Here is a 25339-nt window from a genome sequence, read left to right as displayed (position 1 = left end):
TGAGACCAAGGTCCCATTGTCGCGATATTTCCGAACTACCACACTGAATCCTGCCGACGCATCGAACGGGAGAGCGCGCACGTCGCAATGGATGAGCGCACGCCTCGCACCGATGCGCGGCGAGGTTCGCGCGCGCGCCGTCGATGGCGCGCCGCTCGGCAACGTGCAAGGACCAGGCGGGAGCGCACGATGAGAGCACCACCGGTTTGTCTCGCGAGTTTGGCCGGCGTCGCCGCGACGCGCATGTCGGCGCAGTGGCCGCCGCGCATCGCGTCGCGGCGTAGGTCGGGGTCGTGCGGCTGGTTGCTCGCGCTCGTCGCGTTCGCGCTGCTGGGCGCCTGCAAGAAAGCACCGCCGCCGCCGCAGGCGGCCGCGCCGGAAGTCACCGTGATGACGGTCGCGCGCCAGGACACGCCGGTCGATTTCGAATTCACCGCGCAAACGCAGAGCTCGCGCGAAGTCGAGATCCGCTCGCGCGTCGACGGCTTTCTCGACAAGCGCACGTACACCGAAGGGCAGATGGTCAAGACCGGCCAGACGCTGTTCCAGATGGACAGCAAGCCGTTCGAAGCCGCGCTGCGCACCGCGCGCGGCCAGTTGGCCCAGCAGCAGGCGCGCCACGAAGTGGCCAAGGCCAACCTCGCGCGGGTCCAGCCGCTCGCCGCGATGAACGCATTGAGCAAGAAGGATCTCGACGACGCGATCGGCAACGAGAAGCAGAGCGCGGCCGCGGTGATCGCCGCGCAAGGGGAAGTCGATACCGCGCTGCTGAACCTCGGCTATACGACGATCAAGTCGCCGCTCACCGGGCTGTCGAGCTTTGCGCGCCAGCAGGACGGCAGCTATGTGGCGGCCACCACCAACGGCCTCCTGACCTACGTGTACCAGCTCGATCCGATGTGGGTGAACTTCAGTATTTCGGAAAACGAAATGCTTCGCTATCGCGACCAGATCGCCGACGGTCAGCTGCGCTTCCCGCCGCGCAACGATTTCGTCGTCCATCTGGTGCTCGCCGACGGCACCACCTTCGCGGAGGTCGGCCATATCGACTTCGCGAATCCGGCCTTTAACACCGAAACCGGCACCTTCCTCGTGCGGGCGGTGTTCGACAACCCGAAAGGCGTGCTGCGCCCCGGCCAGTTCGTGCGCGCGCGCATCTCCGGCGCGATCCGTCCGAATGCGACGCTGGTGCCGCAGCGCGCGGTGCTGCAGGGCGCGAAGAGTCACTTCGTGTGGGTCGTCGACGATCAGGGCAAAGCGCATCAGCGGGTCGTCGAAGTTGGCGACTGGCGCGCGGAACAGTGGTTCGTCTATGACGGGCTGAAGCCGGGCGAGCGCATCGTGGTGGACGGCGCGCTGCGCGTGACTCCGGATGCGCAGCTGAAGATCATCAAGACCGCGGCGGCGAATCCGCAAACCACGGCCGCGACGGCCGCGGCGTCGCAAAGCACGGCGGCGCCGGCCGCCTCCGGCGTCGGCACGGCCGAATAAAGGGGAGCGGCCGATATGAATATCTCCCGCTACTGCATCGATCGGCCGATCTTCGCGTCGGTGATCTCGATCGTCATCACGCTCGGCGGCGCGCTCGCGATGTTCGCGCTGCCGATCGCGCAGTACCCGGACATCACGCCGCCGCAAATCACGATCTCGGCGACCTACCCGGGCGCCAACGCGGAGGTCGTCGCGAACAACGTCGCCGCGCCGATCGAGCAGCAGGTGAACGGCGCGGACAACATGATCTACATGAACTCGTCGAGTTCGTCGACCGGCAATCTGACGATCAACGTGTTCTTCAACATCGGCACCAACCCCGAACTGGCCCAGGTCGACGTGCAGAACCGCGTCAATCTCGCGTTGCCGCAACTGCCGCAATCGGTGCAGTCGCAGGGCATTCAGGTGCAGAAGAAGTCGTCGGCATTCATGATGGTGATCGCGATCTATTCGCCGACCGACCGCTACGACTCGACCTATATCGCCAACTTCGCGAACATCTACGTGCTCGACGCGATCAAGCGGATTCCGGGCGCGAACCAGTCGAGCATCTTCGGTACTCCCGATTACGCAATGCGAATATGGTTGAAACCCGACCGGATGGCGCAGCTCGGCGTGACCGCGGCCGACGTGCAGAACGTGGTCGCGAACCAGAACCAGCAGTTCGCGGTGGGCAGCATCGGCCAGTCGCCGACCGGCAACGCGGTCCAGCAGTCGTTCGCGGTGACGACCACCGGCCGCCTGACCGAGCCGTCGCAGTTCGACAACATCATCGTGCGCGCGGCGAGCGGCGGCGCGGCGATCGTGCGTCTGAAGGACATCGGCCGCGCCGAACTCGGGCAGAAGGATTACTCGATCCGCAGCCGCTTCCAGGGCAAGCCGGCTACCGTGATGGCGGTGTATCAGCAGCCGGGCGCCAATGCGCTCGAAGTGTCCAAGCAGGTGCGCAAGACCCTCGAGGAGATGAAGAAGTCGTTTCCGGAAGGGCTCACCTACGAGATCGCGATGGATACGACCGAGTTCACCCGGGCGTCGATCTCCGACGTGATTCATACGTTCTTCGAAGCGCTGGTGCTGGTCGTGATCGTCGTGTTCGTGTTCCTGCAAAGCCTGCGCGCGACGCTGATTCCGATCATCGCGGTGCCGGTGTCGATCGTCGGCACCTGCATGTTCATGCTGCCGCTCGGCTTCTCGATCAACATGCTGACGTTATTCGGGATGGTGCTCGCGATCGGTATCGTGGTGGACGATGCGATCGTCGTGATCGAGAACGTCGAGCGCAATATGACGGTGCACAAGCTCAGTCCGAAAGAAGCGGCCAAACAGGCGATGGACGAGGTGGCCGGACCGGTGGTCGCGATCGTGCTGGTGTTGTGCGCGGTGTTCGTGCCGGTCGCGTTTCTCGGCGGCATTACCGGGCAGATGTACAAGCAGTTCGCTATCACGATTGCGATTTCGGTGGTGCTGTCCGGCATCGTCGCGCTGACGTTGTCGCCGGCGCTCGCGGCGATTCTGCTGAAGAGCACACACCACGAGAAAAAGGGCTTTTTCCGCTGGTTCGACAATACTTTCAACCGGATGACGGCCGGCTATACGCGCGCGGTCCGGCTGATCATCAAGCGCTGCATCATGGCGCTGGTGTTCTTCGTCGCGATGATCGCGCTGGCGGTCGTGATGGTGAAACACATTCCGTCGGCGTTCCTGCCGCCCGAGGACCAGGGCTATCTGCTCGGCGCGGTGATCATGCCGGATGCGGCGAGCCTGGATCGCACCGGCGAGGTATCGCAACTGGTGACCGACTACTTCATGAAGCAGGACGCGGTCGGCAGTATCGCGACGGTCGACGGCTTCAGCCTGCTCGACAGTCAGAACAAGAACAATTCGAGTACTTTCTTCGTTGGCCTGAAGAGTTTCGACGAGCGTTATACGCGTGCAAACGCCAGAACGCAGAACGCCCGCAGCGTGCTGCTCGACGCGTACCGCTACTTCGCGAATCTGCCGCAGGCGATCGTGCTGCCGGTCAATCCGCCGTCCATTCCGGGTCTCGGTACGACCGGCGGCACCGAAGTGTGGATCCAGAGCAAGGGCGACGCGACCATCGCGCAACTCGCGGAGGTGTCGCAGCAGTTCGTCGGGAAGGCGCGCGCGCGGCGCGAGCTGACCGGCGTCACGTCGACGTTCAACGCGTCGTCGCGGCAACTGCTGGTCGACGTGGACCGCGACAAGGCCGAGACGCTCGGCGTGCCGGTCGAAGACGTGTACAGCGCGATGCAGACGATGTTCGGTTCGCTGTACGTATCGCAGTTCAACCGTTCGAGCCGGCTGTGGCAGGTGATTCTGCAAGCCGAGCCGTCATACCGGCTCAAGCCCGACGATCTCGACCAGATCTTCGTGCGCAGCCGCACCGGCACGATGGTGCCGATCAAAGCGGTCGCGAGTTACCACTGGGTGACCGGGCCGGATCTCGTCACGCGCTTTAACAACTTCCCGGCCATCAAGGTCACCGCGAACGCGGCGCCGGGCTTCAGCTCCGGGCAGGTGATCTCGGCGCTGGAGGAGATCGCCACGCAGATGCCGGAAGGCTACGACGTCGCGTGGAGCGGCGAAGCGTTCGAAGAGCGGCAGTCGGGCGGCACCTCGGGCATCGTGTTCGTGTTCGGCCTCGTGATGGTGTTCCTGATCCTCGCCGCGCAGTACGAGAAGTGGACGCTGCCGATCGGCGTGCTGATGGCGGTGCCGTTCGCGCTGTTCGGCGCGCTGCTCGCCATCCTGCTGCGCGGCCTGAGCAACGACGTGTACTTCCAGATCGGCCTGACGATGCTGGTCGCGCTCGCCGCGAAGAACGCGATCCTGATCTTCGAGTTCGCGGTGCTCAATCGCGAGGGCGGCGCGTCGGTGCTCGACGCGACGATGACCGCCGCCGAGGAACGGCTGCGCCCGATCGTGATGACCTCGCTCGCGTTCATTCTCGGCTGCGTGCCGCTCGCGATCGCAACCGGCGCGTCGGCCAACAGCCGTCATTCGATCGGTACCGGCGTGATCGGCGGGATGCTCGGTGCGACCGCGATCGCGGTGTTCTTCATCCCGATGTTCTACTACCTGCTCGAAACGATGTCGTCGCGTTCGAGCGGCAAGAAGAAGCCGGACCAGCAGGCCCCGGGCGGCGCGGCGCACGACGCGCCGCTGCCGACCGGGCCGGGCACGTCGAGCGAGGCGCCGTCCGCGCCGCAAAAAGGTGACTGACATGCGCCGCACGGCATCGCTGCGTCTGCTTGCCCCCGTGATGCTGCTCGCGCTGAGCGGATGTCTGCTCGGCCCGAACTATCAGCGTCCGGCCGTCGAGGTTCCCGCCACTTACCGCTTTGCCCAGGGCGAGGCCGCCGGTCTCGCGAACTCCGCGTGGTGGGAACAGTTCGACGACCCGGTGCTCGATCAGCTGATCGCCACCGCGTTGCTGGAAAACCGCGACGTGAAGATCGCCGCCGCGCGCGTCGACGAATTTCGCGGCCAGTTCGTGACCACTCGTTCCGCGCTGTTCCCGCAACTGTCGGCGGGCGCCGATGCGTCGCGCGCGCGCGAGTCGCGCGACGCGGGCCTCGGCCTGCTGTTGCCGCCCGGCGCGAGTCCGGTCTACAACCAGTTCGACGCGACGCTCGCGGTGTCGTGGGAACTCGATCTGTTCGGCAAGGTGCGCCGCCAGACCGAGTCCGCGCGCGCGAGTCTGCTGGCGAGCGAGGAGGGTCGTCGCGCGACCATTCTGACGCTGGTCGGCTCGGTCGCGGCCTCGTATATCAACCTGCGCAGTCTGGACCGGCAACTCGAAATCGCGAAAGAGACGGTCGAGAGCCGCGGCGAATCGGTGCGGGTATTCGAGCTGCGTTTTCATGGTGGCGAAGTCTCGCAGATGGAGCTCGCGCAAAGCGAGTCCGAATACGAGGCCGCGCTGGCGACGATCCCGCAGCTCGAAGCGCAGATCGCGCAGCAGGAAAACGCGTTGTCGGTGCTGATCGGCCACAATCCGGGCGCGATTCTGCGTGGCCGCGAACTCGGCAAAATGGGCACGCCGCCGATCCCGGCGGGCTTGCCGTCCGAGTTGCTCGAACGCCGCCCGGACGTGCTCGAAGCCGAGCAGGCGCTGGTCGCGCAAAACGCGCTGATCGGCGCGGCGCGCGCGCTGTACTTTCCGTCGATCTCGCTGACCGGCCTGTTCGGTTCGGTCAGCGCGCAGTTCTCTAATCTGTTCAGCGGACCGGCGCGGGTGTGGTCGTTCGCCGGCAGCGTCACGCAGCCGATCTTCACCGCCGGCAACATCACCGGCCAGGTGCATCAGGCGGAAGCGCGCGAGCAGCAGGCGTTGTTCGCGTACGAGAAGACGATTCAGGTCGCGTTCCAGGAAGTCGAGGACGCGCTGATCTCGGTGCAGAAAACCCGCGAGCAGCTCGACGTGCAGAACCGCCAGGTCGCCGCGTTGATTACCTATGCGCATCTGGCGCGACAGCGTTACGAGGGCGGTTATACGAGCTATATCGAGGTGCTCGACGCGGAGCGCAGCCTGTTCAACGCGCAGCTCGGCTCGACGCAGACCCAAAGCGCGGTGTTGACGTCGTTCGTGACGCTGTACAAGGCGATGGGCGGCGGCTGGGTGCTGGAGGCGGAACGGCGCACGGTGCCGGCGGCCGAGCCGGCGGGGCCGGCTTCGGCGGCGGCGGCTCCCGCGCCGGCGGCGAGCGCGCCGGTTGCACCCGCCGCGCCGGCCGAGGCGGAGGCGACGGCCGCGGTGTCGCGCGCCGCGCAGCCGGCCGTCGCGCGGGCCGTGGCGAGCGCCGGCAAGCCGCCCAACTCGCCCGCACTTGCTTCGGAGAACAGATGATGGAGCGGGAGCTGATCGCGTGCGCGGAGTGCGACCTGCTGCAGTTCGGCGCACCGCTTGCCGCCGGCCGCGCGTTGCGCTGCCCGCGCTGCCACGCCGAACTGAAACGCGACCGCAAGCATGGCCCCGTGTATGCGCTGTCGTTCACGCTCGCGTCGGCGGTGCTGCTGGTGATTTCGAACCTGTTTCCGATCGTCGGTCTGTCGCTGAACGGCAATGTGGTGCAGACCACGCTCGCGGGCTCGGTGCGGATGCTCTACGAACACGGCGCGTGGCCGCTCGCGCTGCTGGTCGGTCTGACGACGATCGTCACGCCGGTGCTGCAGGTCGTCGCGATGCTGTGGCTGCTGGTGCCGCTGCATCTGGGGCGGGCGCCGTGGCGCGCGGCCGAGGGCTTCCGGCTGTACCAGCTGACGCGGCCGTGGGGCATGACCGAGGTGCTGATCCTCGGGCTGCTGGTCGCGCTCGTCAAACTCGCGCACATTGCCAAGGTGGTGCCGGGCATCGCGTTGTGGTCGTTCATCGCGTTGATGCTGCTGCTCGCGGCGGCGTCGGCGAGCTTCGATGCGCGCGACGTGTGGGCGCGCATCACCGCCGCGCGGCACGGTCCGCGCGCGTTGCCGTTGCCGCGTCTGCGCGCGCGCCGTCACGCACGCACGGCGGCCGCGCACGGGCTCGTGCTGTGCGAGGAGTGCGGGCTGCTGAATCCGCCGGCTTCCGCTCCTGCCGCTTCTGCCGCTTCCACCGCTTCTGTCTCTGCCGCCTCTGCCGCCGCTTCTGCCGCCGGTCATCACCCGCGCCACTGCCCGCGCTGCAAGGCGCCGCTGCATCTGCGCAAGCCCGCGAGTCTGTCGCGCACGTGGGCGTATCTGGTCGCGGCGATGGTGCTGTACATCCCGGCCAACGTGCTGCCGGTGATGGACACCAGTTCGCTGTTCGGCACGCAGAAGGACACGATCATGAGCGGCGTCGTCTACCTGTGGGTGTCCGGCTCGTGGCCGCTCGCGGTGCTGGTGTTCGTCGCGAGCATCGTGGTGCCGATGCTGAAGATTCTCGGCCTCGCGTATCTGGCGGTGACCACGCAGCTGCGCTCGCAATGGCTGCCCGGTCAACGCACCCGCATCTACCGGGTGATCGAGCTGATCGGCCGCTGGTCGATGCTCGATATCTACGTGATTACGATGCTGGTCGCGCTGGTGCAGTTCCAGGCACTCGCGACGATCAAGGCCGGCCCGGCCGCGATCGCGTTCGGCGCGGTCGTCGTGCTGACGCTGCTTGCCGCGATGGCATTCGATCCGCGTCTGATCTGGGACGCGTTGGAGAGCGACGATGTCCGCGCCCATTGAGGATCCCGAACTGCCCGCCGCGGAGCCGGTGCCGCCGTCGCGCTGGCGCATGCAGCTGGTGTGGCTGGTGCCGATCGTCGCGATTCTGATCGGCGGCTGGCTCGCGGTGAAGGCGGTGATGGAGCGCGGCGAGGAGATCACGATCAGCTTCAAGACCGGCGAAGGCCTCGAAGCGGGCAAGACCAAGATCAAGTTCAAGGACGTCGATATCGGCGTGGTCGATACGGTGTCGCTGTCGCCGGACCACAAGCGCGTGATCGCGAAAGCCGAGGTGGTGCGCGACGTCGCCAATCTGATGGTCGACAACACCCGCTTCTGGGTGGTGCGGCCGCGTATTTCGGGCGGCACCGTGTCGGGGCTCGGCACGCTGCTGTCCGGTTCGTATATCGACGTCGACGCCGGCAATGCCGCGAAAGCGCGCCGCGAGTTCGTCGGCCTCGAAGAGCCGCCGGTGATCGCGAGCGACATACCGGGCCGCGAGTTCACGCTGAAGGGCGTCGGGCTCGGCTCGCTCGACGTCGGCTCGCCGATCTATTTCCGCCGGCTGCGGGTCGGCCAGGTGGCGTCCTATCATCTCGACCCGGATGGCCGCGGCGTCACGCTGAAGGTGTTCGTCAACGCGCCGTACGATCAGTTCGTGCGCACCGATGCGCGCTTCTGGCACGCGAGCGGCATCGATATGTCGTTCGGCGCCGACGGTCTGCGCGTGGAGACGCAGTCGATCGTGTCGATCATCATCGGCGGGATCGCGTTCGAGTCGCCGCCCGATTCGCGCGTCGATGCCGGCGCCAAGGCCGGCACGCAGTTCGCGCTGTACCCGACCCGCGACGACGCGATGAAACAGCACGACCGGATCGTCGACCGCTACGTGGTCGTGTTCAACGATTCGGTGCGCGGGTTGACGGTCGGCGCGCCGATCGATTTCCGCGGCGTCGTGATGGGCGAGGTGAAGGCGATCTACACGCGCTTCGATCCGGCAACCAACCGCTTCAGTATTCCGGTCGAGATCGAAATCTATCCGGAGCGCTTCACGTCGCGCTACCAGGACGGCCAGGCGGGCGGCCGGGTTACCGACGATCCGCGCGGAATGGCGAACTATCTGATCGAGCATGGCTTCCGCTTCCAGTTGAGAAGCGGCAATCCGTTGACGGGCCAGCTCTATCTCGCGTTCGATTACTTCCCGGATGCGCCGAAAGCGTCGATCGACTGGAGCAAGACGCCGCCCGAACTGCCTGCCACGCCGCGCACGCTGCAGTCGTTGCAGGACTCGGTCACGCGGCTGATGACGAAGCTGAACAACATACCGTTCGAGGCGATCGGCAAGGATGCGCGCAACACGCTGCGCACCACCAATTCGATGCTGGCGCAACTCGACAAGGAAGTCGTGCCGAAAGCGCGCGACACGCTCGGCTCCGCGCAGAGCGCGCTCGATTCCGCGAACGCCGCGCTGCAACCGGATTCGTCGCTGCAGCAGTCGACCGAGGACGCGATGCGGGAGCTGACCCGCACCGCCGCGTCGCTGCGCACGCTGTCGGACTACCTCGCGCAACATCCCGAAGCGCTGGTGCGCGGCAAGTCGGAGCAGAAGCCATGAGATGGGGAACGCTACCTTGCATTGGGCTCGCTGTGCTGATCGGCGCGTGCGCGTCGCCGGCGACCAACTTCTACACGCTGGATCCGGACCCGTCGCTGAGCGCGTCGACGAGTGCAGCGACGAATGCGCCGACGAATGCACCGACAAGCAGCCGGCCGATCGTCGCGGTGATCGGTCCGGTGACGATTCCCGACGTGGTGGACCGTCCGCAGATCGTCACGCGGGTCGGCGACCACGGCGTCGCGGTCAATGAGTTCGACCGCTGGGCGCAGCCGTTGAATGGCGACATCGGCCGGGTGATTGCCGCCAATCTCGGCACGCTGCTCAATTCGCAGCAGATTTCGGTGTTCGATGCGACCCGCGATCCGGCCACGGTCTGGCACGTACGGATCGACGTGATGCGCTTCGACTCGGTGCCCGGGCGCGACGTCACCGTCGACGTGCTGTGGGCGGTGCGCCCGCCGGGCAAGGGTCGGGTGGTCACCGGCCGCTCGGTCGCGCATGAGACGGTGTCCGGGCCGGGCTTCGCGCCGCTGGTCGCCGCCCACGACCGCGCGCTCGCGTCGGTCAGCCGCGATATCGCGGCCGCGATGCAGGCGCCGCCGGCCTGAGCCGGCGCCCATACGACCTTGGTCCGATTGCCGCTGCGCGTGCCGCGCCGCACAATTGCGCATCGCCATCGTCTGTCGCCCGCTACAGGAGCCGCCTCATGGATGCGCAAACGCTGTTGTCCCGCAACCAGGACATCGCGACGAAAATCAATCGCGTGCTGCAAAAACGTACGCAAATCGCGCAGGAACATCTGAACCAGCGGCTGGACGAAGCGCTGCACGCCGACCGGCGCGGCGCCGCGGACAGTTCCCCGGCATCGTTCGATCCGTCGCATGCATGGCAATACGCGATGGACGTCGCGCAGCGTTCGCTGCTGTTCTGGGACACGCTGTATCAGCGCGGCAATGAATTCGTTCAACGAAGCATCGGCGAGCCGCCGCCGGTGCTGCACTTCGACTACGACGTCGTGCTCGACGGCCGCAACTTCGCGCGCCCCGTCAACTACGCGTTGCTGCAACTGCGTCCGCTCGAAGGTGTCGGCGTCGACGTGCGCAAACGCCCGTATCTGATCATCGATCCGCGCGCGGGCCACGGCGCGGGCATCGGCGGCTTCAAGGACGATTCGCAGGCGGGCGTCGCGCTGCGCGCCGGCTATCCGGTCTATTTCGTCGTGTTCCATCGCGAGCCCGAACCCGGCCAGACCCTGCTCGATGTCTGCGAAGCCGAACAGCAGTTCGTGAAGAAAGTGCGCGCGCTGCATCCGGACAGCCCGAAGCCGGCGCTGATCGGCAATTGCCAGGGCGGCTGGGCGGCGATGATGCTGGCCAGTTCGGACCCCGGCGATACCGGTCCGATCGTGATCAACGGCGCGCCGATGTCGTACTGGAGCGCCGCGTGGAGCGAAGGCGAGGGCGACAACCCGATGCGCTACGCGGGCGGAATGCTCGGCGGCACGTGGCTCGCGTCGTACGCGGCGGATCTGGGCAACGGTAAATTCGACGGCGCGCATCTGGTGCAGAACTTCGAAGGCCTGAACCCGGCCAATACGTTCTGGGACAAGTATTACCACCTGTTTTCGAACGTCGATACCGAACCGCCGCGCTTTCTGGAATTCGAGCGCTGGTGGGGCAGCTATTACCTGATGAATCGCGAGGAGATCGAATGGATCACCCGCAATCTGTTCATCGGCAACAAGCTGTGGAAGGGCGAGGTGAACAATGCCGCCGGCAACGCGTTCGATCTGCGCGAGATCCGCTCGCCGATCGTCCTGTTCGCGTCGATGGGCGACAACATCACGCCGCCGCAACAGGCGTTCAACTGGGTCGCCGATCTGTACGGCAGCACCGAGGAAATCAAGGCGCGCGGCCAGGTGATCGTCGGGCTGATGCACGAGGACATCGGCCATCTCGGCATCTTCGTGTCGGGGCGCGTCGCGAAGAAGGAGCATAAGCAGATCGTCTCGGTGCTGGAGACGATCGAGACGTTCCCGCCGGGGCTCTACGGGATGTCGATCAACGAGAGCAGGGGCGCGGACGGCGAGATCACTTACGAGGTGGAGTTCAGCGAACATCGGCTCGAAGACATTACCGAGCGGCTGAACCGCTTTCAGCGCACCGACGAAAAGCCGTTCGAGGCGGTCGCGGCGGTGTCGGACTTCAATCAGCGGCTCTATGAAGCGTTCGCGCAGCCGTTCGTGCAGGCGATGTCGAACGAGACCAGCGCGCGGCTGCTGCGTCAGTACCATCCGCTGCGCTGGCAGCGCTGGGCGGTTTCCGGGATGAACCCGTGGCTCAGCTGGCTGCCGGCCGCCGCGCAGTCGGTGCGCGACAACCGTCAGCGCGCGAGCGCGGACAATCCGTGGAGCGCGCTGGAGCACAGCGGCGCGAGCGTGATCAGCGCGTCGCTCGACTATTACCGCGCGATGCGCGATGCGGCGACCGAGGCCGGTTTCTTCGGGATTTACGCGAACCTGTATGCATCGTTTCTGGCCGACCGGCAGGCGGACGGCGCAACCGTCCCGGCGGCCGTCGCCGATCCGCGCGAGCTGCCGTTCGTGCGCACGGCGTTGCAGTCGATGAGCGCCGGCGGCTACACGGCCGCGTTGGCCCGCGCGGCGTTTCTGCTGTCGCGCAAGGGCGCGTCGCTGCCGCTCGCGCGCTTCGAGCTGCGTAAGGAACTGGCGGAGAGCTACGCGCACTATCTGCCGGAGATCGGCATCGACGAATGGCGGCGGATTCGCGGCGAGCAGGAAATCATCGTCACGTTCGCGCCCGACGAAGCGATTGCGACGCTGCCCGCGCTGCTCGCCGATGCGAAGGATCGCGAACGATTCGTCGAGCTGCTCGGCAAACTGTCCGCCGACGAGCGCGTGTTGCAGAGCGCGCCGGACGCGGCTCAACGGGCGGCGTTCGAACGGATTCGCGCGGTGCTCGCGACCAGCGCCGGACGCCGGCGCACCGCGCGGCTGGCGGACCAGGCGCGTTGACTAACAGCGTCCGGAACCGCCGCTAAGGCGCGGGCCGGCCGGCGTTGAGGTCGGCCAGGCACGGTCAGCGCCGCGTCATTTTCGAGGAGTGTCAGATGCCGATCGAACAACCGCGTCAGATCCTGCGAGGAGCGAAGGCGCTGATCACGGGCGTCGCCAACGAGCATTCGATCGCCTACGGTTGCGCGCGAGCGTTCCATGAACTCGGCGCGAGCGTCGCGCTGACCTACGCGAACGAGAAGACCCGGTCCTATGTCGAGCCGCTCGCGAAGGCGCTGGACGCGGAAATCTTCATGCCGTTCGACGTGACCGACGAGCAGCAGCTCGAGGCCGTGTTCGAGCAGATCCGCAAGCGCTGGGGCGGGCTCGACATCGTCGTTCACGCGGTCGCGTGGGCGCCGAAGGACGATCTGCATAGCGGGCTGCTGCAAACGTCGCGGGAAGGATTTCTGACCGCGATGGATATCTCCTGCCATTCGTTCGTGCGGATGGCGCGGCTCGCGGCGCCGCTGATGAAGGACGGCGGCACGCTGCTGACGATGAGCTACTACGGCGCCAACAAGGTCGTGCCGAGCTACAGCATGATGGGGCCGGTGAAGGCCGCGCTGGAGGCGTGCACGCGTTATCTGGCGTACGAGCTGGGGCCGCGCGGGATTCGCGTGCACGCGATTTCGCCGGGACCGCTGAAGACCCGCGCGGCCTCCGGATTGAAGGACTTCGACCTGTTGCTCAACGAGGCGGTGGAGCGCGCGCCGCTCGGCGAGCTGGTCGACATCATGGACGTCGGCTATACCTGCGCGTTTCTCGCGACACCGTACGCGCGGCGGGTTTCGGGTTCCACCCTGTATATCGACGGCGGATTGAACATCGTCGCCTAGGGTCGACGTTAAGCAGACCCTGGCATGACGGTCGAGGAGCGACATCATGGCTGAACTGTATCTGGGCAACGTCGAAGAAAGCGTCACGGAAGAGGAAATCGCCGAGTTCCTGATCCGCTATGGATTTCCGCGCCTGAGTTCGGTGCGGCGGGTGCCCGGCTCGGGCTCGCACCCGGCCGCCGTCGTGCTGTTCGACGACGTCAGCACGGACGGGCTGCGGCTGCTGCAGCCGCGCATTCATAACGTGTTCTGGAAGAACCACACGTTGGTCGCGCAGCTGTTGCCGGAGCGCAGCGAAGACTGACCGTCCACGGGAGCAGGTCATGGGTCTGCTGTCGAGATGGTTCGGACGAAAAGGCACGGCCGGCGCGAGCGATTCCGATCCGCATCGGGCGCGGGAAATCGTCGCGCGCATCGTCGCGCTCAGTCCGCCGTTGCGGCTCGCGCGCGATCATGAAGCGCGTCTGCTGACGGCCGCGCAGCAGGCGGCCGGCTATCTGGGCCATATCGTCGCCGAGATGCCGCCGGCGCGCGAAGCGAGCGCGGCCGCGTGGACCACCGACCCGTATATCCACGCGTTTTTCGGCGCGCCCGCGGACGTGTGCGTGCCGTTCAGCCGTTCGGCGGAACTGCTCGCGTACTTCGACGAGCACCTGGCCGCCGACCACGCGTTCGCGGTGCTCGGGATGGCCGTCGACGAGCGGCAAACCTTCGGCGTCGCGCAGCACGGCGACTCGACCCGCACCGACGTCGCGCAAACGACGATCAGTTTCAGCGATCACCAGGTGCGTTTGTGCGGCGAGTCCGAAGCCGCGCTGCGGCGCGAGATCGTGCTGCGCATCATCGACCAGCTGGTGCTCGAAGGTCTGCAGAAAATCGCCGCGGATACGCAGCGCTACGACTCGCTGGAGCACGAGCGCGCGCTGCTGAAAACCCGGCTGCAGATTCTCGAACGGCAGGGCGCCGGGGTGCGCTCGCTGACCGGCGACGCGGCCGGATCGAATTCCGCGGCGACGTTCGGCGAGGCGGCGCGGCTGCGCGCGCAGATCGAAGAGAACGATAAAGAGCTTGCGCAATTGCCTTTGAAGACCGAGGCGCTGGAGCGGCATCTACAGATTATTTGCGACGTGCTGGCGTCGTCGAATGCGCATTTTTACGTGCTGAAGAACACCTATCTGCTCGATGCGCTCAATGTCGTCGTGCCGCGCGGCGATCCGCGGCCCGCGCGCGAAATTGAGTTGCGAATCGCGCGGCTGCCCGCGCGGCAGGATGCATTGCGGGCGTTTTCGCTGGTGCGGTTTCAGCGCGAGAACCTGCTGCCGGCGCGCGATCTGCACGAGCGGGCGAGAGATCTGCCGATCTGAGCGCGGCCGTTCCACCCAAGGCCGAATTCCATTTCGCCGGCCGGCCCCGGTCACAGATTGGGGGAAGAAAACCCCGTGGCGGAATCCGGCACGAGTCGCCGCTTGAGGATACGCGCAAGGGAAAACATCGTACTCGCGCGCTCGACACAGAGACGCTGCTTCAGCGCACCGCCGAAACCTTCCAGGAACTTGCAGGTGCCCAGGCTATAGAAGCCGTCGACATCGAACGTCAACTTGCGTTCGAGCGCCTGCTGAATCGCGGTCCATACCAGCAGGCTGATCGCGCCGCTATGCGCGCCGGCTTCGCGCGACGACATCAGGTAGTACATCGAATGGTTATCCCAGACGAGGCCGATCGCGGCGACCAGCTTTCCCTGGCTGTCGTAAGCGCCCAGCAGGCGCCCGGCCTTGCGCTCGACAAACGCATTGACGAGTTCGCGCATCACGCCGCGTTCGTACGCGTTCTTGCGCGATCGTTCGAGCAGATTCGTGTCGTAGAACTGCACGAATTTATCCGGCGTATCGACCGGCTCGACAGTCAGACTCTTGCGGGCGCCGCGGATCACGTTGCGGGTTTTGCTATGCATCCGGTCCCACGCGTGTTCAACCGCGCACTGCGACGAGATCTGAAACGTATAGCGCACGGATACCGCGAAACCTTGCAGTGAGAAAGCGAGCGCATCGTCGATACGCGAGTCCAGCAGCTGGTAAAAGCTGTCGAAATGCGGCAACTGTTCGAGCAGCGCCGTCGTGACCGTGTGACGGTGATGCTGTTCGCGCGGGTCGTCGAGACCGAGCGGAGTGACAACGGGACCGAGGGTGTGCGTGAGCGGAGGCAGATGCGAAATCCGCCACCCGCTCCTGCGGTTGGTGCAATACGGCATCTGGCCCAGCAGCTGGTTGCCGTGCTCGACCTTAGCCATGCTCCAGTTCCCGCCGGTTGCAATATCCAGCCACCACGGCTCATGAAAAATGGAGAACGCGGCCGGCTCCGGAAGCGCACGCACGGACTCCGTGACGACCGGTACTACTCTGCCTTTGAGACCACAGCGGGCATCTTTTTTTTCATCGGCGAAAGTATTGAACATAGGGCTCGACGATCAGTTTTTACGGGCGCCTCTTTCGAACCGGGGCGCAGCTCAGATAACCGGCTCACATTCGGAAGTCATGGTCTTCGTCGTGTGGCCGTGCATGTAAGTCTGCAGATACGCTTCGAACTCCGCCTTCAGTTCCGGGTGACGCAGCGCGAACTCGACGGTCGCCTTCAGATAGCCGATCTTGCTGCCGCAGTCGAAGCGCGTACCGTAATAGCGATACGCGAGTACCTGCTCCTCGGTCAGCAGCGACTGCACCGCGTCGGTCAACTGCAGTTCGCCGCCCGCGCCCGGCTTGATCGCGCGGATGTGCTTGAAGATCGTCGGCATCAGTACATAGCGGCCCACCACGCCGAGATTCGACGGCGCGTGCTCCGGCGCCGGCTTCTCGACGATGCGCGACATCTTGATCACCTTGTCCGCCCACTCGCGGCCGTCGACCACGCCATACGAGCGGCTGTCCTCGCGCGCGATCGTTTCGACGCCGATCACCGAGCTGTGATAGTGGTTGAACGTATCGACCAGCTGACTCATTACCGGCTTCGAGCTGTGCAGCAGGTCGTCGGCGAGAATCACCGCGAACGGGCTGTCGCCGACCAGCTTTTCGGCGCACAGCACCGCGTGCCCGAGACCGAGCGCTTCGGGTTGACGCACATAGAAGCAGTCGACGTTGGCCGGTTTGATGCTGCGCACGAGGTCGAGCAGCTTCTGCTTGTTACGCGCTTCCAGCTCGGCTTCGATCTCGTAGGATTTGTCGAAGTGATCTTCGATCGCACGCTTGCTGCGGCCCGTCACGAAGATCATCTCGGTGATGCCGGCGGCAATCGCCTCTTCAACCGCGTACTGGATCAGCGGCTTGTCGACGACCGGCAGCATTTCCTTCGGACTTGCTTTGGTGGCCGGCAGGAAGCGTGTTCCGAGGCCCGCAACCGGAAACACGGCTTTGGTGACTTTCAGCATGGTTGGCATCCCCACATCGATTGAGAGGTTGTGTGTCCACGAACTGGCGTTCGACGGATAAGGTTGGCGAGCATCGTTAGCCGTTGGAGGACTTCAGCCATCTGCGCTCCTTCGGATTGAACTGTAGGCGGGCGTGCCCGGTTTCCGTCAGCTGGGACACGGCGGACTCGTGAGCCAGTCTCGACGACAGCAGCAGATACATCAACAGCGGCGAGATCGGTGAAAGGTGGCGCAGAAACGATCCATAGTCGGGTTCGAAGATCGCTTGAGTCGCGATAAAGCTGACGGCAAAGCAGAAACACAGCCGGTCGAAGCGGCCGGGTTCGGCGACCGCGGCTCGCTTCAGATAGCGGGAGAACGTCGCGCCGAGCGAGAAAAACGTACAGATGCCGCCCAGCGTCTGGGTCGCCACGCCCGACAGAATCAACGGCACCGGCAGCAGAAACGTGCCGAGAATCAGCATCGCATTGATCACATCCGAGACGAGGTTGCCGCCCGGAATGATCTGCACGATAAGCGATCCCACTTCGCTCGGATCCCGGAATTCGTTCACCGTCTGGCGCGCGAAGTCCAGCGGCTGACCGTACTGGATGCGAAAGTCGATCGCCATGCCGACGAACAGCACGACGGCCAGCACAACGAGAAAGGGCGGCTTGCGCACGAACGAAGGGCCGAAGTACAGCAACATGGTCGGCGCGAGCGTGATCGCCCAATAGGAGCGCAGGTACACCGCAATGAGCATCGAGCACACGGTGAAAATCACGATGATGAAGCGCGAATCCTTGCACAGCACGATCAGAAAAATCGCGAGAGAAATGATGATTTCCTTCGAAGGCAGCGCGATGTACACCGTCTGGTCGAATAGCCAGAAGCAGGCCAGCATGAATTCCATATAGCTCAGGCTGCGCACGCCCGAGCGCCAGATCGCGAACATCAGTCCGAACGTCGACGCAAAGAATCCGAGTAGCGACATCGACAGCGTGCCCAGGCCGAGTGTGCGGAAAAGCCATGCAAGGTTGTCGAACGAATCGCCGAATGCCTCGAAGCGGACATCCGCGGTCATCCGTTCGAGAATGAATAGCCCATCGAGCAGAAATCTCTCCGGCAGCACCGTTTCGTGATTGATCGACACGAAGCACAGAAGCCCCAGTACGAGCGCCCAGATGGCGGCGGAGACACCCGGGGTCGCGGTTTCCCCGATCAATCCAGGTAGTTTGACGATACGCACTTTGATTCCCTCGAATCGCGCGGAGTCCGACTGCTTTACAGCGGTTGTCCCGGGTTGCCCGGGTTGCCCTCATAGCTCTGGTAAAACGAGCCGCGAGGGCTGCCGTGGGTCGGCGTCAACTGGCCGATGCCTTGTCATCGGTCGCACTCGCGTACTGATACGAACCGTAGCGGCTGCGCAGCGCAGTCGAGCCCAGACTGTAGCGATAGGCCGACGGATCGAAGCCGTTGAAGATCACGCCCTTCAACTCGACGTTCGCCTGGCGCAGCTGCTTGGCCGACTCGCGCACCTCGTCGACCGAGGTCGTGCCGAAACGCGCGACGAGAAACACGGTGCCGCAACGATGCGCGAGGATCGCCGCATCGGAGACCGGCAGCACGGGCGGCGTATCGATCAGCACCACGTCGTAACTGTCGCCGACCGAATCGAGCAGCGCCGACATCTGGTCGCTCATCAGAAGTTCGGCCGGATTGGGCGGGATCTTGCCGTTCGCAAGAAAGTCGAGACCAGGCGCGACGTTACGTTGCAACGCCTGATCCAGCGTGACGCGCGAGGTGAGCACGTCCGCGAGGCCTGGTTGCGCCTGCTTGCCGAAATACCGGTGCAGGTGGCCTTTGCGCAGATCGCCGTCGATCAGCAACACACGCTTGTCGGCGCCCGTCATCACAGCCGCCAGATTCGCGCACAGAAACGATTTGCCGATCCGTTCGCTCGGGCCCGTGAGCAGCACCCGGTTGCTGCCCGACTCCTGAATCGACAGTTGCAACGCGAGGCGCAGACTGCGCAGACTCTCGACCGACGGATCGGCCGGCGAGTGTTTGGCGAGCAGCAGCAGGTTATCGCTGGACGCCGGAGCGTCCAGCGCGAGCGCGGCTTGCGTGCGGGAAACCGGCACGGTCGCGTAGACGCTCAGCCCGGTTTCGTGCTCGATGTCCTGAGGATCGGTCACGCCGCGGCGAACCACCTGGCGGACGAAGGTTGCGAGCACGCCCAGCACGAGGCCGACCACCGCGGCCGCGCCGATCAGGATTGGTTTGTTCGGCTTGATCGGCTCCTTCGGGACCACGGCGCGATCGAGCAGGCGCACGGTGCCCACCTTGCCGGCGCGCACGAGTTTCAACTGCTGCATGTTGTTGAGCATGCCGACGTAGAGGTCGTTGTTCACGCGCACGTCGCGCATGAGCCGCAGCGATTCCTGTTCGAGTTCGGGCAGCCCGGTCATTTTCCCCGACACCGCCGCGGCTTTGGCGCTCAACGCGGCAATCTGTTCGTCGACCGCGCGGACCGCCGGATACTCGCTCGTGAAATGCCCGGTGAGCTCCATGCGCTTCTGTTTAAGAGCGAGCAGGTTGGTCTGCAGATCGACGCTTTCTTTCAGATAGGTCTTGCCTTCTTCGCTCAGGTCGAACGTGCCGCGCTTGACCCGCAACGCGTTGTAGGTTGCCTCCGAACTTTCGAGTTCTCTCTTCATTTGCGGCAGCAGGTCGCTGAGGAAGGCAAGCGATTTTTCCGCTTCGGCTGCTTTGCGCGAGATATTCGCCGCCACGTATTCGTCGCCGAGATTGTTCAGGATCTGCGCGGTCAGATGGCGGTCCGTGCCGGTCAGCGATACATCGATAATTCCGCTCTGCTTGCCTTTCTCGAGGATGAACAGCTTGTTTTGCAGATCCTCGATCGTCTTCAGGCGCGAGTTGCGCACCAGCACGAATTCGGTGCCGGGATTCGCGTGCAGCGATTGCACGCGCAGCGTGATCGGCCCGTTGCTGCCGCCCGAGACGACGGTCTCGCCGACTTGTCCTTCGATCGGCGTGTCGAGAAACTTCTGCTCGACCCTGAAGCGCCCGTTGCCGAGTGCGATCAGTCTGAAGCTCTCGCCTTCGAGATCTTCGGGAACATCGAAAACGTCCACGCCGATCGATTCATTTGCCCACGCGTAACCGCCGGTGCCGAGCAGGCCGGGTCTGGAGAGTCCCTTGTTCCAGCGTGCAATCGAGTTGCCGATCAGCGGAAAGCGCACCGGGGCGGCATGGATGTAAAGCTTCAGCCTGTCCACCGCGTTGCCCACCACCATGCGCGAGCGCAGCACTTCTATCTGCGCGCTCGTTTCGGTTTTCACGTCGAACAGGCTCGATACGTCGCCTAGCAGACTTTTCGCATTCGTCGGATTTTCCTGTTCCACTTGCACCACGATGTCCGACTGATAGACAGGGCGCGCAAGAAAACTGTAAGCGACACCGAGCAGCAGAACGGTCGATGCGATCGCGAGGACCAGCCAACGATTCGCGAGCACGACATCGAAGTAACGGACCAGACCGATATCGTTCTGGCGTGAGCCGGCAGCCTGCGGGTTACGAGAAAACTCATTCATATAAAGCCCATCGAAGAGGTTTAACCGACTACCTGAATCAAACTGGCAACAGGCCAGCGCCAGCGCGAATCGTTGCATTCGATCCGTCTGCACGTCGAATCGACGGATGTTTCTGCTATCCGGTCGATCTCGTAGCACGCTTTGGAACTGCGGAAATACGGCAAGACGAACTTTCTGTCTCTTTAGTGCAAGCCGACGAAAGTCTTATTCATGATTGGATCGCTATGCGTATTGCAAGGAGGCGCAATCGTGACGGGCGCGTCCAATGGGGCATGTAAGTTTTGGAAAGCTTAACGGGGCAATAAGTGCAAGTTAGTTCGCAAACGCACAAGACTCGTTTTTTTTACTGTGTCGGTCATGCAAATACGGTAATGGTTGCTCACGGAATCGGTGTGAGATAGACGCCCGACAAAAATCGTTCGGAGGCCGGAATGGTCGCGGTGTAGGACTTGATCGCCGCAGCCAGTTGCGGCCTGATCAGGTTGCGGTGGTAGTCGTATATCGCGTAGGTATCGCCTTCGCCGTTTGCCGGATCGCCGTTGCGCACGACGAACCAGAACGCCTTTTGCACCGCATTGCTGCTCATCAACAGCTTCAATTGTTCAAATGCGCTCGTCATACCGGCATCCGTGTTGTCCGTGCCGCTATTGGTCTCCGTGATCCACAGCGCCTTGGTTCTATTCGGGGTGAGTGCCGCGAGCGTCGTGATAATCGATTGCACCATCGTCACGTACACGTCGCTTTTGAAATACGGATGAATATCCACCACGTCGATCACGTCATTTAATGGATTGCCCGCGGTTGCCGAGTGCTTTCCGATTGCTTCGAGAAGATCGGTTGCCTGGATGAAAGGAGCATGATCGGGCGGCTTCCATCCCGCGTTCGGATACGCGGTGTTGTAAAAGTAGGAGATCCCCTGACTATGCAGAACCGCCTTGTAACCGAGCCGTTTCTTGCTGTCGAGAACCCGTTTCGCTTCGGTATAGAGCTTCGCTTCGCGCCTCGGAATGTAGCCCGCAATGCCGTTCGCATCGCCGTAAGAGGGATCGTCCGCGGCGAAGCCCCAGTTCAACTCGTTGAACAATTCGATGTCCGCCGTATAGGGCAGCACGACGTCCATCAGTGCGCTCAGATAACTGACGAAGACAGCATCGCAGAAGTCGAGTCGCGGCGACGCGCGGCGTGGCGGGTTCACGACGCCCGCGCACTGATACGCGCCGGGAGGGGCCAACATGCCCACCTGGAAAAGGATCTTCATGCCGCGCGTGCGGGCGGCATCGAGAAGCGCCTTGGTGAAAGCGACCTTGCCCGGTTCGAGCGTACTGCGCAGACTCATGAAGTCCCAGCTCACGCCGAGACGAACGGTGCCGACGCCTAGCGCCCTGATCAGATCGAGATCCTTCGCGCACTCGTTCAACGCGGCGCGATCCACCGACCAGGGGCTGCAGTTCACGGCCATCGCAAAGCGGTCCGCACCATGTCCGGTCGGCGGCGGCTGCAACGCCGCCAGGTGCGCGGTGGTTCGCGCGCCGGCGAGTGTGCTGTCGAGTGTGCTGTCGAGTGTGCTGTCGAGTGTGCTGGCAAGCGTGCTCGCCTGCGCAGCGGCCGCGGGCGGAACCGGCGCGGCGAGGAGGAGCAGCGCCAGAGCCGCAACGCCATACGTTTTCAACCGGCGCTCGGCGTCAAACGCCGCGCGCGTCGATATCGCAATACGCGCGACGAGACGATTTATCCTCCCCATGTTTTACCCAACTGCGCGGCTTTGGGGTTCCGGCGGACTCCGCCTCTTGCAACGTCATACGCGTAGTAGATTCCCATGCTCGCGACCAGCGTGCCCGACACGCTGAGCAGCGACAGCACCAGCATCAGATCCAGCTTGAAAATGCTGGTCGCGCCAAATATCACGAAGATGCTCGCGGCGTTCATTGTCTGGAACACCACATCGAACTTTTGCCGGCGGAAAACGGTGAACACCTGAGCGAGAGTGCCGAATAAGGCCATGGACAGAAAATACGGCATGAAAAGCAGATAGATGTGCAGCGACGGTTGCCAGAGATCGCCCATCTTGAAGTTGATGATGAGCGCAAGGCCGACGTAGCCGGCGAGCAACAGCACGACGGTAAGAGGGATCAGAATCATCGAAAAAGAAGCGACCGGATTGCGCTCGTTCGCGGCGTTGCCCCTTCCGACAAAATCGATCAGGTCGCGGCGAAACACGGTGCCGAGACTTTGTCCGAGCAACGACGCGGGAAAATATCCAACCCGATATGCCAACGCAACCACGCCGGCGTCGTGCGGCGCGAACACGAGCGGCATCAGCATCGCGATCGAATAGATCACGATCGATTGAAGCAACGTGGCGGGCAGCGAAAACTTCGCGTAATCCAGCTGGAGCCGGGAGAACCTGAAGCACTCGCGCGACAGCAACGAGCGCGCATCGAACAGGTAGAGGAGCAACGGCGGGACGGCCGACGCGAGAAACAGCAGGCTGTATAGCGCGAATACCTCCGAGCCGCTCCACCCGTGTCCGCTGGCGGCCACGAGTACGATGAACAGGATGGTGAACGCGAGATTGGGAAATGCACGCTGCGCCGCGATGTTTGCGTATTTGCGCTCGCTCGCCAGCGCCTGGGAGAGCGCCTGTTGAAAGAAGACCCCCGCGGCGAGTAAGACGGTCAACGCATAGGTCTTATGTCCGCTCAGGACGGCGGCGCCGCTCAACAGTACCGCGAGCGCGGTGGCCACGCCGATCGAACTGACCAGCGCGTGAACGACTTGCTTTCTGTCCGCTGCCATGCAGGCAACGTCGAGCCGCAGGCCGAGCAATGAACCCGCGAAAAAGCCGATCGCAGTCAACTGGCTGAAATAGCCAAGCTCGTCAGGGCCGCAGAACTTCCCGATCAGGATGATCGCGACGAAGCTTGCGATCTGGCTTAAAAAGACGCCGGCGATGCTTAGGACCGAATGCTTTACGTTGACGATCATCTGGAATTGAGGTTCCGTTCGGAAAAATTGCACTTCGGTCCCTGCGGGAACCGGGGGGCTGAAACCCCATCGTGGAAAATGGGCTGCGAGAGGCCCTTCCCACGACTTCTTGTCGTAACAGCTTTTATGGGCAGTCCGTTGGGATAGCTACACAGTCTGATCGGGATTTGCCTGCACTTCCCTGGGGGTGGCCGCCAGACGCTCCCGCGTTCCCTTGCCGGGGTTTTCTTTGGCCGTTTCGTAGAGGCTGAGCCAGCTGCAAAAAATGGTGTCCATCGAAAATTTGGCGATGGCCAGTTCCCGTGCGGCGTTGCCCATTTTTTCCCTGAGCTGCCGGTCCTCGCGTAGGTCCGTCAGGTAGCGGGCCATCTGTTCCTGCGTCGAAGCGACGAAACCGGTGACGCCGTGAACGACGACGTCGCGATTGCCGACCACATCGGTCACCACCGCCGGGATCCCCGCGACCTGAGCTTCGATGAGTGCGACGGGCATGCCTTCCCAGCGCGAGGTCTGCACGTAGATGTCGAGTCCGGACACCAGTTCCAATGCGCGCGAGCGCGTGAGCCAGCCGCTGCACGTGAGCGCCGGGGTTTCGCGCTCGTCTTTCAGGTCGTCGCGATTGCCGCCGATCCACAGAAACCGCGTGCTCGAATCGTGCAGCGTATTCGCGAGCGCAATGAACATCTCGTGGTGCTTCTGAAACGAGGCGCGGCCATTCATGCCGATGACGATGTCGGTGTCTTCGCGGACCTGGCGCACCGGAATGCTTTCGATGTTCACGCCGTTCTCGATCAGCGCCGCGTCTTTCACATGCATCCCGCCTTTGATTTCATTCAATTCGCCGGGCGAGCAGGCGACGACGGTTCCTCCCATCAACGCCGCGACCCGCTCGAACGTAAGAAAGGCGAGTTGCTTGGCACGGGAAACGTCGCTGCGAAGAAATGCGAGGCCATGCGGCGAATAAAAGATCTTCGCGTGTTGCGTCGCGACTCTGGCGGCCGCCCGGCCGAGCACGCTCGCTTTCGACGAGTGCAGATGAATAACGGTCGGGTCGCAGCGCCGGATGTGCGCCGCCATTTCCCACATGCTCAGCCAGTCCTTCCTCGGATGAACCTCGCGGCACATCGATACGTAGACGAGGTCGACGTCGGGATGAAAGAGTTCGCGAAAGTTTTTTGGTGTCTCGGGTCGCATTGAAAAAAGCACTGTGACCTTTGCACCGGTCGCCGCGGTGCGGTTGCACAGCTCGGTGAGCATCGACAGCACGCCGCCCCCGAATGCCTCGGTAATGTGAACAACTCTCATGTGCCTCCCGCGCTTAATAATGACGTCTGGTGACTAACCGTGCTTGGATTTGGCGTTTATCATTGACACAACACCTGCTGACCGGACCTGACTCGACACGCGAATTGCCGGCATTGCGCGTAAAGCCGCAATGTGCCGGTCAAACGTGGCGGGAGATGCGTGGGTTGCTCAGGTAAGTGTTACGTATGACTTATGCGGTTCGGTATTTCTGGGCCACGATAGAAGTTCACAATAGATGGCTCTGTGCGGAAGCACACATCGAACCCTAATTCAAATGTATTATGATTTGAACCGAAGGCAATATTCGCTGACAGCGAATGGGTTTTAAGCTTTAAAACGTAGCTCAAATAAAAACTGACAAAAGCGGCCAATCAAGAGGGCATTAGGTCTGCGTCAATACGCGGGTTCGTAATTCGACTACCCAGCGCGTTTCGATGGGTAGTGCAAGATCGTTCGCTTCATGGCGTACGTGGCGAGGTGCAACATGGTAGATGGTCCGACATGGCAGAAGATACAGCGCGCAGGTTCAGTTGCCTGGGTGTTGTTTCTGTTTCTCACGGTGACCGTGAGCATGTGGGTGTTCCAGAGCGTGGGACGTGTTATCGCCCGGCTCAAACGTGCCCCGCTCAAACGCGCTGATTCTCTCCCCGAGTCGCCGAATAGTTGAGGGCCTGACGGCCTATATCGCATCCGGAAAAACGGCTGGCAAACGTTTGCGCCAGTCGTTTTTCTTGTCTTTTCTTTTCCAGTTCCAGTTCGTCTCCTCTCCAAACCGGAGAGCGGGGCTCTTTTCGTCCGGCCTTAAGGCAAACCAATTGG

At 63.5% G+C, this 25339-nt stretch carries 17 protein-coding genes; 10 read left to right on the top strand and 7 right to left on the bottom strand.

The features are described from left to right. Window positions 1–243 precede the first annotated feature (243 nt). The 10 genes from BTH42_RS13470 to BTH42_RS13425 all read left to right on the top strand — a co-directional run bounded on the left by BTH42_RS13470 (window position 244) and on the right by BTH42_RS13425 (window position 14580). Entirely contained in the window at window positions 244–1491 is a 1248-nt protein-coding gene (locus BTH42_RS13470) for an efflux RND transporter periplasmic adaptor subunit (RefSeq protein WP_143752046.1), read from the top strand. A 15-nt stretch (window positions 1492–1506) separates the two neighbouring features. After that, entirely contained in the window at window positions 1507–4734 is a 3228-nt protein-coding gene (locus tag BTH42_RS13465) for an efflux RND transporter permease subunit (RefSeq protein ID WP_075300012.1), read from the top strand. A gap of 1 nt (window position 4735) precedes the next feature. After that, window positions 4736–6361: an efflux transporter outer membrane subunit gene (locus tag BTH42_RS13460; RefSeq protein ID WP_083654785.1), complete on the top strand. Its 1626-nt coding sequence runs from the start codon at window positions 4736–4738 to the stop codon at window positions 6359–6361. Next, entirely contained in the window at window positions 6358–7707 is a 1350-nt protein-coding gene (locus BTH42_RS13455) for a paraquat-inducible protein A (RefSeq protein ID WP_075300010.1), read from the top strand. The genes BTH42_RS13460 and BTH42_RS13455 overlap by 4 nt, the downstream gene beginning before the upstream one ends. Continuing rightward, window positions 7691–9301 (top strand): intermembrane transport protein PqiB, encoded by a 1611-nt coding sequence (locus tag BTH42_RS13450; RefSeq protein ID WP_075300008.1) that lies wholly within the window; start codon window positions 7691–7693, stop codon window positions 9299–9301. The genes BTH42_RS13455 and BTH42_RS13450 overlap by 17 nt, the downstream gene beginning before the upstream one ends. Next, window positions 9298–9912, top strand: coding sequence for a membrane integrity-associated transporter subunit PqiC (locus tag BTH42_RS13445; protein ID WP_075300006.1), 615 nt, complete (start codon window positions 9298–9300; stop codon window positions 9910–9912). Before BTH42_RS13450 ends, BTH42_RS13445 begins: the two co-directional genes overlap by 4 nt. 98 nt (window positions 9913–10010) lie before the next feature. Further along, a complete protein-coding gene (locus BTH42_RS13440; RefSeq protein ID WP_075300004.1) occupies window positions 10011–12338 on the top strand; it encodes a DUF3141 domain-containing protein in 2328 nt (775 codons plus the stop codon). Window positions 12339–12433: 95 nt separating this feature from the next. Then, complete coding sequence (gene fabI / locus BTH42_RS13435) at window positions 12434–13216, top strand: enoyl-ACP reductase FabI (RefSeq protein WP_075300002.1); 783 nt, start codon at window positions 12434–12436, stop codon at window positions 13214–13216. Between the two features lie 46 nt (window positions 13217–13262). Then, window positions 13263–13520, top strand: a complete 258-nt coding sequence (locus BTH42_RS13430) for a hypothetical protein (protein WP_075300000.1) — start codon at window positions 13263–13265, stop codon at window positions 13518–13520. A 19-nt stretch (window positions 13521–13539) separates the two neighbouring features. Then, window positions 13540–14580 carry a hypothetical protein gene (locus BTH42_RS13425; protein ID WP_075299998.1) on the top strand — a complete coding sequence of 347 codons (1041 nt, stop codon included), beginning with the start codon at window positions 13540–13542 and terminating at the stop codon, window positions 14578–14580. Between the two features lie 50 nt (window positions 14581–14630). Here the strand turns inward: BTH42_RS13425 and BTH42_RS13420 are convergent, their stop codons facing one another. From BTH42_RS13420 to BTH42_RS13390, 7 genes are all read right to left on the bottom strand, one after another. Further along, window positions 14631–15503 carry a GNAT family N-acetyltransferase gene (locus BTH42_RS13420; RefSeq protein WP_075299996.1) on the bottom strand — a complete coding sequence of 291 codons (873 nt, stop codon included), beginning with the start codon at window positions 15501–15503 and terminating at the stop codon, window positions 14631–14633. A gap of 216 nt (window positions 15504–15719) precedes the next feature. Next, window positions 15720–16634, bottom strand: a complete 915-nt coding sequence (gene galU, locus BTH42_RS13415; RefSeq protein WP_075300190.1) for a UTP--glucose-1-phosphate uridylyltransferase GalU — start codon at window positions 16632–16634, stop codon at window positions 15720–15722. Window positions 16635–16710: 76 nt separating this feature from the next. Continuing rightward, on the bottom strand, window positions 16711–17862 hold the full coding sequence (locus BTH42_RS13410; protein WP_178392166.1) for a hypothetical protein: 1152 nt from the start codon (window positions 17860–17862) through the stop codon (window positions 16711–16713). A gap of 115 nt (window positions 17863–17977) precedes the next feature. Beyond that, window positions 17978–20230 (bottom strand): polysaccharide biosynthesis tyrosine autokinase, encoded by a 2253-nt coding sequence (locus tag BTH42_RS13405; protein WP_075299994.1) that lies wholly within the window; start codon window positions 20228–20230, stop codon window positions 17978–17980. Between the two features lie 379 nt (window positions 20231–20609). Further along, on the bottom strand, window positions 20610–21899 hold the full coding sequence (locus BTH42_RS13400; protein ID WP_256702010.1) for a glycosyl hydrolase: 1290 nt from the start codon (window positions 21897–21899) through the stop codon (window positions 20610–20612). Window positions 21900–21958: 59 nt separating this feature from the next. After that, entirely contained in the window at window positions 21959–23215 is a 1257-nt protein-coding gene (locus BTH42_RS13395) for a lipopolysaccharide biosynthesis protein (RefSeq protein ID WP_075299992.1), read from the bottom strand. Window positions 23216–23362: 147 nt separating this feature from the next. Then, on the bottom strand, window positions 23363–24520 hold the full coding sequence (locus tag BTH42_RS13390; protein WP_075299990.1) for a glycosyltransferase: 1158 nt from the start codon (window positions 24518–24520) through the stop codon (window positions 23363–23365). Window positions 24521–25339 lie beyond the last annotated feature (819 nt).

The organism is Burkholderia sp. SRS-W-2-2016 (assembly GCF_001931485.1).
GTDB lineage: Bacteria > Pseudomonadota > Gammaproteobacteria > Burkholderiales > Burkholderiaceae > Paraburkholderia.
The sequence above is the reverse complement of the archived record's forward strand: the minus strand, read 5'-3'. Positions and strand labels throughout refer to the sequence as shown.

What these genes read in the sequence shown, in the direction of transcription:
- BTH42_RS13425 (WP_075299998.1), top strand. Translation starts at nt 13,540, where the DNA reads ATGGGTCTGCTGTCGAGATGGTTCGGACGAAAAGGCACGGCCGGCGCG.
- BTH42_RS13390 (WP_075299990.1), bottom strand. Translation starts at nt 24,520, where the DNA reads ATGAGAGTTGTTCACATTACCGAGGCATTCGGGGGCGGCGTGCTGTCG.
- BTH42_RS13445 (WP_075300006.1), top strand. Translation starts at nt 9,298, where the DNA reads ATGAGATGGGGAACGCTACCTTGCATTGGGCTCGCTGTGCTGATCGGC.
- BTH42_RS13450 (WP_075300008.1), top strand. Translation starts at nt 7,691, where the DNA reads ATGTCCGCGCCCATTGAGGATCCCGAACTGCCCGCCGCGGAGCCGGTG.
- BTH42_RS13440 (WP_075300004.1), top strand. Translation starts at nt 10,011, where the DNA reads ATGGATGCGCAAACGCTGTTGTCCCGCAACCAGGACATCGCGACGAAA.
- BTH42_RS13470 (WP_143752046.1), top strand. Translation starts at nt 244, where the DNA reads ATGTCGGCGCAGTGGCCGCCGCGCATCGCGTCGCGGCGTAGGTCGGGG.
- BTH42_RS13395 (WP_075299992.1), bottom strand. Translation starts at nt 23,215, where the DNA reads ATGATCGTCAACGTAAAGCATTCGGTCCTAAGCATCGCCGGCGTCTTT.
- BTH42_RS13465 (WP_075300012.1), top strand. Translation starts at nt 1,507, where the DNA reads ATGAATATCTCCCGCTACTGCATCGATCGGCCGATCTTCGCGTCGGTG.
- BTH42_RS13420 (WP_075299996.1), bottom strand. Translation starts at nt 15,503, where the DNA reads ATGGCTAAGGTCGAGCACGGCAACCAGCTGCTGGGCCAGATGCCGTAT.
- fabI (WP_075300002.1), top strand. Translation starts at nt 12,434, where the DNA reads ATGCCGATCGAACAACCGCGTCAGATCCTGCGAGGAGCGAAGGCGCTG.
- galU (WP_075300190.1), bottom strand. Translation starts at nt 16,634, where the DNA reads ATGCTGAAAGTCACCAAAGCCGTGTTTCCGGTTGCGGGCCTCGGAACA.
- BTH42_RS13430 (WP_075300000.1), top strand. Translation starts at nt 13,263, where the DNA reads ATGGCTGAACTGTATCTGGGCAACGTCGAAGAAAGCGTCACGGAAGAG.
- BTH42_RS13455 (WP_075300010.1), top strand. Translation starts at nt 6,358, where the DNA reads ATGATGGAGCGGGAGCTGATCGCGTGCGCGGAGTGCGACCTGCTGCAG.
- BTH42_RS13460 (WP_083654785.1), top strand. Translation starts at nt 4,736, where the DNA reads ATGCGCCGCACGGCATCGCTGCGTCTGCTTGCCCCCGTGATGCTGCTC.
- BTH42_RS13405 (WP_075299994.1), bottom strand. Translation starts at nt 20,230, where the DNA reads ATGAATGAGTTTTCTCGTAACCCGCAGGCTGCCGGCTCACGCCAGAAC.